This is a genomic window from Azotobacter armeniacus, from assembly GCF_054779355.1.
Window position 1 is genome coordinate 1 of the sequence record NZ_BAAGYK010000022.1, and the last position, 7,195, is coordinate 7,195.

Genomic DNA, 7,195 nt, shown 5'->3' on the forward strand with positions numbered 1-7,195 from the left:
CATACGCGCCTTGACCTCGCGCAGCGATGAAGCCCACAACTCCAGCGTCGTCTCGATCGATGCACCTGTCATCCGGTCTCTCCCAGGCAAGGGCGAGCATCAAGCCAGATGAAAATCAAATATGCAACTGTAGTACTAAGGTTGGTGTCTCGTTTGATATTCTGTAATCGGAAATCTAATGGAAGAAAAACCTGTACCAAAACCATCTTATCCAGCTAACCAAAACCGTACTCAGAAAATCTGAACGGGGGAGGGCATCACGGCGCTTCGGATGGCAATTGCCCACGAGCGGCGTCTTCTACATGCTTGTGGCCAACTTTCCAAGGCAGGGTGATGCCTGGCAATTTCCCGGAAAGGCGGAGCCGAACGACAACAATAGGAGAATCTCGATGGAGCAGGTGGTGTACGTCGTGGACGACGACCAGGGCATGCTGGACTCGACCGTCTGGCTGCTCGAGTCAGTGGGACTCAAGGCCTTGCCGTTCATCAGCGGGCGGGAGTTTCTCGACGCCTGCGACCCCAGCCTCAACGCCTGCGTGCTGCTGGACGTGCGGATGCCTGGCATGGGCGGACTGAATGTGCAGGAGGCGATGCGCGCGCGGGGCATCGACCTGCCGGTGATCTTCGTCAGCGGGCACGCCGACGTGCCCATCGTGGTACGGGCCTTCAAGGCCGGTGCCTGCGACTTTATCGAGAAGCCCTACAATGAGCAGATGCTACTCGACAGCGTACAGCAGGCCCTTGGTAGTCTCGGCGAACGGCGCTCCGGCAGCCGCGGCCAGGAGAAGCTGCAGGCGCGGCTGGACGCGCTCACTCCGCGCGAGCGCGACGTGCTGCTGCCGCTGGTGCAGGGCTACACCAACCGGGAAATCGCCGAGCAGCTGGCGATCAGCGTGAAGACTGTCGATCTCTACCGAATGCGGGTGATGAAGCGCATGCAGGCCGAGCGGCATGCCGATCTGGTCGGCATGGCCATCGCGGCCGGACTGGTCGATCCGCTGAACTTGCGGGCGCCCGCGCCGGCCTGAGCCGGCCGGCCGGCCAGGCGGGGAGGGCGAGGCTTCCCGCGGGCGGAGAGCCCGGCCGCTAGCGCGGCAGTCCGGCGAGGAATCCCTCGAGGAAGATATCCAGCGGCGCGCCGTTGCGAACCAGCCGGGCACGCTGCACGGCGCCTTCCCAGCCGATCCAGAAGAAGGCTGCGAGCTCCTCGCAGGCAGCGTCGGCGGCCAGCTGGCCGTGCTCCCGGGCAAGACACAGACAGGCGGTCAGGCGGCGCTGCCAGTCGCACAGGGTGGCCTCCAGCTGCTCGCGGAAGCTCTCCGGCAGGATGGCCACTTCTTGGCCGAGATTGCCCACCAGGCAGCCGCGGCGGAATTCATATTTCGCCATGCCGGCCTTGGCGTCCTCTACGAAATCGCGCAGGCGCTGCAGCGGCGGTACTTCATCCTGCAGCAGCCAGCGGTCCAGCTTGCGGGCGAAGTAGGCGCCATAGCTTTCCAGCACCGCCCGGCCGAAAGCTTCCTTGCTGTCAAAGTAGTGATAGAAGGAGCCCTTGGGCACGCTGATGCGCTTGAGAACGGCCTCGATGCCAGTGGACATGAAGCCTTGTTCGGTGAGGATTTCCATTCCGCAGCGGATCAGCGCTTCGCGGGTGTCGGGGAATTCCCGCGCAACCTTGGGCGGGCGGCCACGGCGGGGTTTGGGAGTCATGATGGTCATGGGGGCGATTCTGGAGGGACCGTCGACGAAGTCAATCGACTCGTCAGTGCATCTGTCTGCTTTGGCCGGCCGGGAAGCGAGTCGATCGGCAGTTCCGTCTACCGCCTCCAAGGGGGCAAGCCGCCCACGGAGCCCTGCGTAGCCATGGAGCGCACTATCGAAACGCCTTTACTTTCCCATTCCCTGAACTAGTTTTGTCAACGCTCAATACTCGAGAAGTCGGCCCGGGGGTGGCGATGGTCTGCAAAACTGATTTGCTCAGCACAGACTAATGAAAGAGAAAGAGCTTCGACTGGCGGTCGTTTTCTTTGGCGGTGTATCGCTCGCGATTTACCAGCATGGTATCACTCGGGAAATTCTCAATCTGGTTCGAGCATCGAAGATCTACCACGGAAACGGACCCTACGAGGGCAAGGAAAAACCGGCGCGCAGCCTTCATGAAAATTACCCGGACGAGCCGGAGAACTCCACCGGCGACGTTTATCGTGAATTCCTGGAGGCGCTTGGGAAGGATATTTTCCTCCGGGTGATTGTCGACGTCATCTCGGGGTCTTCGGCGGGGGGTATCAATGGCGTGACCCTGGCTTCGGCACTGGCCCACGATCGCAGTCTGATACCGATCACGAGCATGTGGCTCAATGAAGCCGACATGCTGAGTCTGCTGGCCCCCGAGGCAAGAGCGCGGCTCTGGAGCAAGTGGTATTTCTGGCCGCTCATGCGCCCCTTGCTCACCCGGCTCGACCGCGAGGGCTTGCTCCCGGGAAAGGCCGATGCAGAAATGGAAAAGCGGATTTCGATTTTCCTGCGTTCTCGCTGGTTCAAGCCTCCCCTGGATGGTCGTCGCCTGACGACGCTCATACTCGATGGCCTGACGGCGATGAAAACTTCCAGTTCGCCATGGGAGTCGCTGTTGCCACAGGGAGCAAAGCTCGATCTGCTGGTGACCGTCACGGATTTCCGCGGGATCGAACGGCCGATCTTCATCCATGATCCACCGGTCGCCTATGAGCGGGAGCACCGCCATTTACTGCGCTTCAGCCTCGATCATCGCAAAACTGGGCATCTTCTGAGTGACTTTGACGTCGACAATTTTCCCTCCCTTGCCTTTGCCGGGCGAGCGACAGCCTCTTTTCCAGGGGCGTTTCCGCCCGCGCGGATTCGTGAGATCGACGAGATTCTGGCGGAGCGTCACATGCCATGGCCGGCACGCGCGCATTTCCTGGAGCGAAATTTTCGCCACTATCACAAGCAGGGAGAAAATCCCGAAGAGGCGATACTGCTCGACGGCAGCGTGCTCGACAACAAGCCGATCATGGCTTGCGTCGAAGCAATTCGCACCCACTGCGCTTTCCGTGAGGTGGACCGTCGTCTGGTCTTCATAGATCCCCATCCGGGGATGGGAAAGGCGGTTTCCGGAGCCGGCGCGCCCGGCTTTTTCGCGACCTTGCGGGGGGCGCTCTCGGACCTTCCGCGCCATGATCCAGTGTATAACGAGCTGGCGGTTATCAGCCGCTACAACGTACAGGCCAGACGCCTGAAGATGGCGATCTCCAATGCCCGGCCTCTTGTCGCGAAACTGATAGAGCAGGTGACCGCGGGAGGGCTCAAAGGGGACTTCACGGCTGACGATGTGCGGCACTGGCGGCTTTCATCGGTCAGCCTTCTGGCTGGCACCACGGTCGTCTATGACGTCTGGATGCGTTCGCTGGTTCTCGAAGCCCTGGACTTCATCGTGCAGATCATTACCAGTGCCTGCCAGTACACCGCCAATTCGCCAGAAGCGTGTCGAGTTCAGGAGGTCATCGAGACATGGGCCAGGCAGCAGGGAGTCATCGCCGACTCCTACGTCGTGTCGGAGAATGTGTACAGAAACATCGATCTGCCGCTTTTCGGAAGAATGGTTGTGGATTTCGGAGTGATCTACAAAAGAAGGCGGTTGAGCTTCGTCCTGCATGAAATCAATGATCTCTACCCTGAAGTTTCCAACGACCAAACCAGCATTGCCAATTCGGAAGCACTCGATCTGCTGAAAATCAAAATACACAAATGCATCGATGAATTATCCATTTTCGACAACATCGATTTTCTCAGTCGACAGGCCGTCGCAGCCTGTCGGGATATATTTCTGGAGGAGGGTGCGGACCACAGTGTTTCCGGCGGTGTGTCCATGCTCGAGCCGGGTAGATTCGAAGAAATAACCAGACTAATCGCACGCTTGGCGCAGGAATGTGATCTTGCCAGAACGGCTGACAATGCAGATGCCGTGCTGGCTTCGTCCCTGGTTCTGAGCTTGGAGGAACCAAGCCGCAACGCCATTCTTACCGGATATCTAGGTTATTTCTTCTGGGACATCATCCTGCGCCCAACCGTGAATGCGTTGTCGCTGGATAGCGATGCGGGGCTTATTGAGGAAATCCTGGTGGACCGCATCAGCCCCGAAGACGCGAACAGCATTATGCTCGACGGCCAGAAAAACGTGCTGCTTGGCCAATCGCTTGCGAGCTTTGGCGGGTTTCTCGGCCGGTCGATTCGCGAGAACGACTATTTGTGGGGGCGTCTGCATGCCGTGGACCGACTTTTCGACATTCTACTCAGCACGGTTCCCGTGAACAGTCGTGGCAATTTCGATATCGACGCCCTGAAGAAACGCGCCTTCGAGAGAGTTCTCGAGGAAGAGCAGCAGCGCTTGCATGCGGTTCCTGCGTTGATTGCCAAAATCAGGGAAGCCGTTGAGCGACTTTAGCCAAGCTTGTCGGCAGTCGTTGATGGCCAACGAGTTGGCGATCCCACTGCTTCCTTCTTCACGGCTTATATTTAACATAATATACATTATGCGAACTTTTGGTTTGGGCTTCGAACCCCGAAAACCCGTTGTAGCCATGGATATGGATGATGCACGAACACTCCGCCGGAGCCTACCCGCTTCGGGTGTCCTGGCGGTCTGGTGTTGATCATTCCATCCACCAGTCCGCGGCGCTCGGCCATGTTTCCCCCCGTCCTCTCCAGCCACAGACGATGACGGGGATCAGCTGCCAAAACGCCAGGCCAGAGGCACAATTGGAATACTTCCCCGGAGCAGGCTGCTGGCCGTTCGTCACGCCTGCCTGTTCCGTCTTTCCAAAGGCTCGCTCATCGAGGTATTTCGTCGTGGAACATGAGTCGCGCCTCTTGCAGGCCAGTGTGGTGTGTCTACTCGCCATGGTCGTGCTCGTGCCGCTTGCCAAGCGCATGCAGCTGGGGTCCGTGCTGGGCTATCTGATCGGCGGCGTGCTGATCGGCCCCAGCGTGCTCGGCCTGATTGATCATCCCGGCAGCATTCTGCGGATTTCCGAGCTGGGCGTGGTGATGCTGATGTTCATCATCGGCCTGGAGTTGTCGCCAAAACGCCTCTGGCTGATGCGCCACGCGGTTTTCGGCGCCGGTCTGGCACAGGTGCTGCTGTGCGGCACGGCGATCGGCGGTGTGGCCATGGCGTTCTTCCAGCAGCGCTGGAGCAGCGCGGTCGTCCTTGGACTCGGCCTGGCGCTCTCTTCCACCGCCTTCGTCCTGCAGCTGCTTGCCGAGCGCCGCGAGCTGCACATGCCCCACGGACGCCTCGCGTTCTCGGTGCTGCTGTTCCAGGACATCGCGGCCATTCCGCTGATGGCGCTGGTTCCGCTGCTCAGCGGGGTCGGTCAGGTGGGCGGCGAAGGCGGCGATCCCCTCGTCGAGCTGCTCAAGGTGGTCGCCTGCGTGGGCGGGCTGATCGTCGGCGGGCGCTATCTGCTGCGCCCGGTGTTCCGCATCGTGGCCAAGGGCGACCTGCAGGATATCCTCACCGCCACTGCGCTGCTGGTAGTGATGGGCAGCGCCCTGCTGATGGAGTGGATCGGCGTCTCCATGGCGCTGGGCGCCTTCCTGGCCGGCGTGCTGCTGGCCGAATCGGAATACCGCCATGCCCTGGAGGCGAAGATCGAGCCCTTCAAGGGCATGTTGCTCGGGCTGTTCTTCCTCGGCGTCGGCATGAACATCAACCTCGATCTGCTGGTGGATTCATTCTGGATGGTGATCGGCCTGGCCCTGCTGCTGATCCTGCTCAAGCTGCCGCTGGTCACTCTCGTCGGCCGGTTCCCCGGACGCCTGCAGCCCGATTCCTCCCTGCGCCTGGGCGTGGTGCTCGCCGGCGGCGGGGAGTTCGCCTTCGTGGTCTTCTCGATCGCCCGCAGCCACGGCCTGTTCGATGCCAGGCTGTACGACCTGCTGGTCCTGACCATCATCTTGTCGATGGCGCTCACCCCGCTGGTGGTCATGCTGCTCTCCTTGCTGTCCGGTCCGGTCCGGCAGACCGCTGCACCGGAGCAGGAGGAGTTGCTCATCGAGCACGAACCACGCGTCATCATCATGGGAATGGGCCGTGTCGGTCAGGTCGTCGCCCGGCTCCTGCACGCCCAGCGAGTGCCTTTCGTGGCTTTCGACACGGCGATTGAGACGGTGGAGTTCAACCGCAAGATCAGCAACCTGCCCATCTACTACGGCAACCCCCTGCGTCTGGAGATCCTGCATGCCGCCAAGGCCGAGCATGCGCAGTTCTTCGTCATCGCCACCGACGACGGGCAGGCGAACATCGAGACGGCCCGGCTGGTCCGCCAGCGCTATCCGCACATGAAGGTGATCACCCGCGCTCTGGACTGGGCGCAGCTGAACACCCTGCTGGATCTGAATGCCGGCCCGGTGCGGGAGACCTTCTTCTCCAGCCTGGAGATGGGCCGCCAGGTGCTGCTCGGGCTTGGCCTGAGCGAGCAGCAGATTGCCGCACGCATCGGGCGCTTTCGCCGCCACGACGAGGAGATGCTGCGCGAGTTGCACAAGGTGGCCAGCGACGAGGCCGCCAGCCTCAAGACCACCCACGCCTACTTCGACGACCTCGAAGGACTGTTTGCCCGGGACGTCCTGGAAGAACCCATCCCTCCGAAAGAACCTTGACCCGCTTTAGGAATTCCAATGAGTTTCACCCTGCTCGGCCGCTACGCCTTCTTTTCCGCCTGCGTACTGCTCAGCCTCGTCAGCCTGCCCCTGCTCGCCGTCATGTTCGCCATCGGCTGCATCCAGTCGCAGAACTGCCACACCAACCGCTGCCCGACCGGCAGGACCCGCTGCGCCAGCGCGTCCTGGTGGTGCCGGACAAGGTCGAACGGGTGCGCAATTTTCACACACGTTCCTCAAGCCGGGAGAGCTGCTCGGCGACAGCATCGCCAGCAAGTTCTATGCGCGCATGTGGCGGATGGCGCGGGCCGACAGCTTCGAGGCGGCGCGCTTTTAAGAGTTCGAGACAATCGAAGGATATGGCGCACGCCGGGTATCCAGGCTGCCTATCGATTCGGGCGCGGGTGTCGGCTATGGCCTGTTAACACTATTTGCTATAATGCAGCAAATAGTGTTGAGACCGAGTGCCATGCAACTGACCGCCGAGCAATTCAAACAAATCGAAGGCTTGTTG

General features: G+C 60.8%; 4 protein-coding genes and 1 pseudogene. 4 read left to right on the forward strand and 1 reads right to left on the reverse strand.

The window, feature by feature from the left end; translation table 11 throughout:
* Positions 1–389 precede the first annotated feature (389 nt).
* Positions 390–1,028 carry a response regulator transcription factor gene (locus ACYVD0_RS05465; protein WP_460425870.1) on the forward strand — a complete coding sequence of 213 codons (639 nt, stop codon included), beginning with the start codon at positions 390–392 and terminating at the stop codon, positions 1,026–1,028.
* 58 nt (positions 1,029–1,086) lie between these two features.
* Here ACYVD0_RS05465 and acuR read toward each other — a convergent pair whose 3' ends face one another.
* Entirely contained in the window at positions 1,087–1,719 is a 633-nt protein-coding gene (gene acuR, locus ACYVD0_RS05470) for a TetR/AcrR family transcriptional regulator (RefSeq protein ID WP_460425871.1), read from the reverse strand.
* A 271-nt stretch (positions 1,720–1,990) separates the two neighbouring features.
* On the opposite strand from acuR, the gene ACYVD0_RS05475 reads away from it, so the two are divergent.
* The 3 genes and pseudogenes from ACYVD0_RS05475 to ACYVD0_RS05485 form a co-directional block, all read left to right on the forward strand.
* Positions 1,991–4,462, forward strand: a complete 2,472-nt coding sequence (locus ACYVD0_RS05475; RefSeq protein ID WP_460425872.1) for a patatin-like protein — start codon at positions 1,991–1,993, stop codon at positions 4,460–4,462.
* Between the two features lie 404 nt (positions 4,463–4,866).
* Positions 4,867–6,681 (forward strand): monovalent cation:proton antiporter-2 (CPA2) family protein, encoded by a 1,815-nt coding sequence (locus ACYVD0_RS05480; protein ID WP_460425873.1) that lies wholly within the window; start codon positions 4,867–4,869, stop codon positions 6,679–6,681.
* 102 nt (positions 6,682–6,783) lie between these two features.
* Positions 6,784–7,018, forward strand: a pseudogene (locus tag ACYVD0_RS05485) (glutamate synthase-related protein); the annotation flags it as partial.
* Positions 7,019–7,195: the final 177 nt, after the last annotated feature.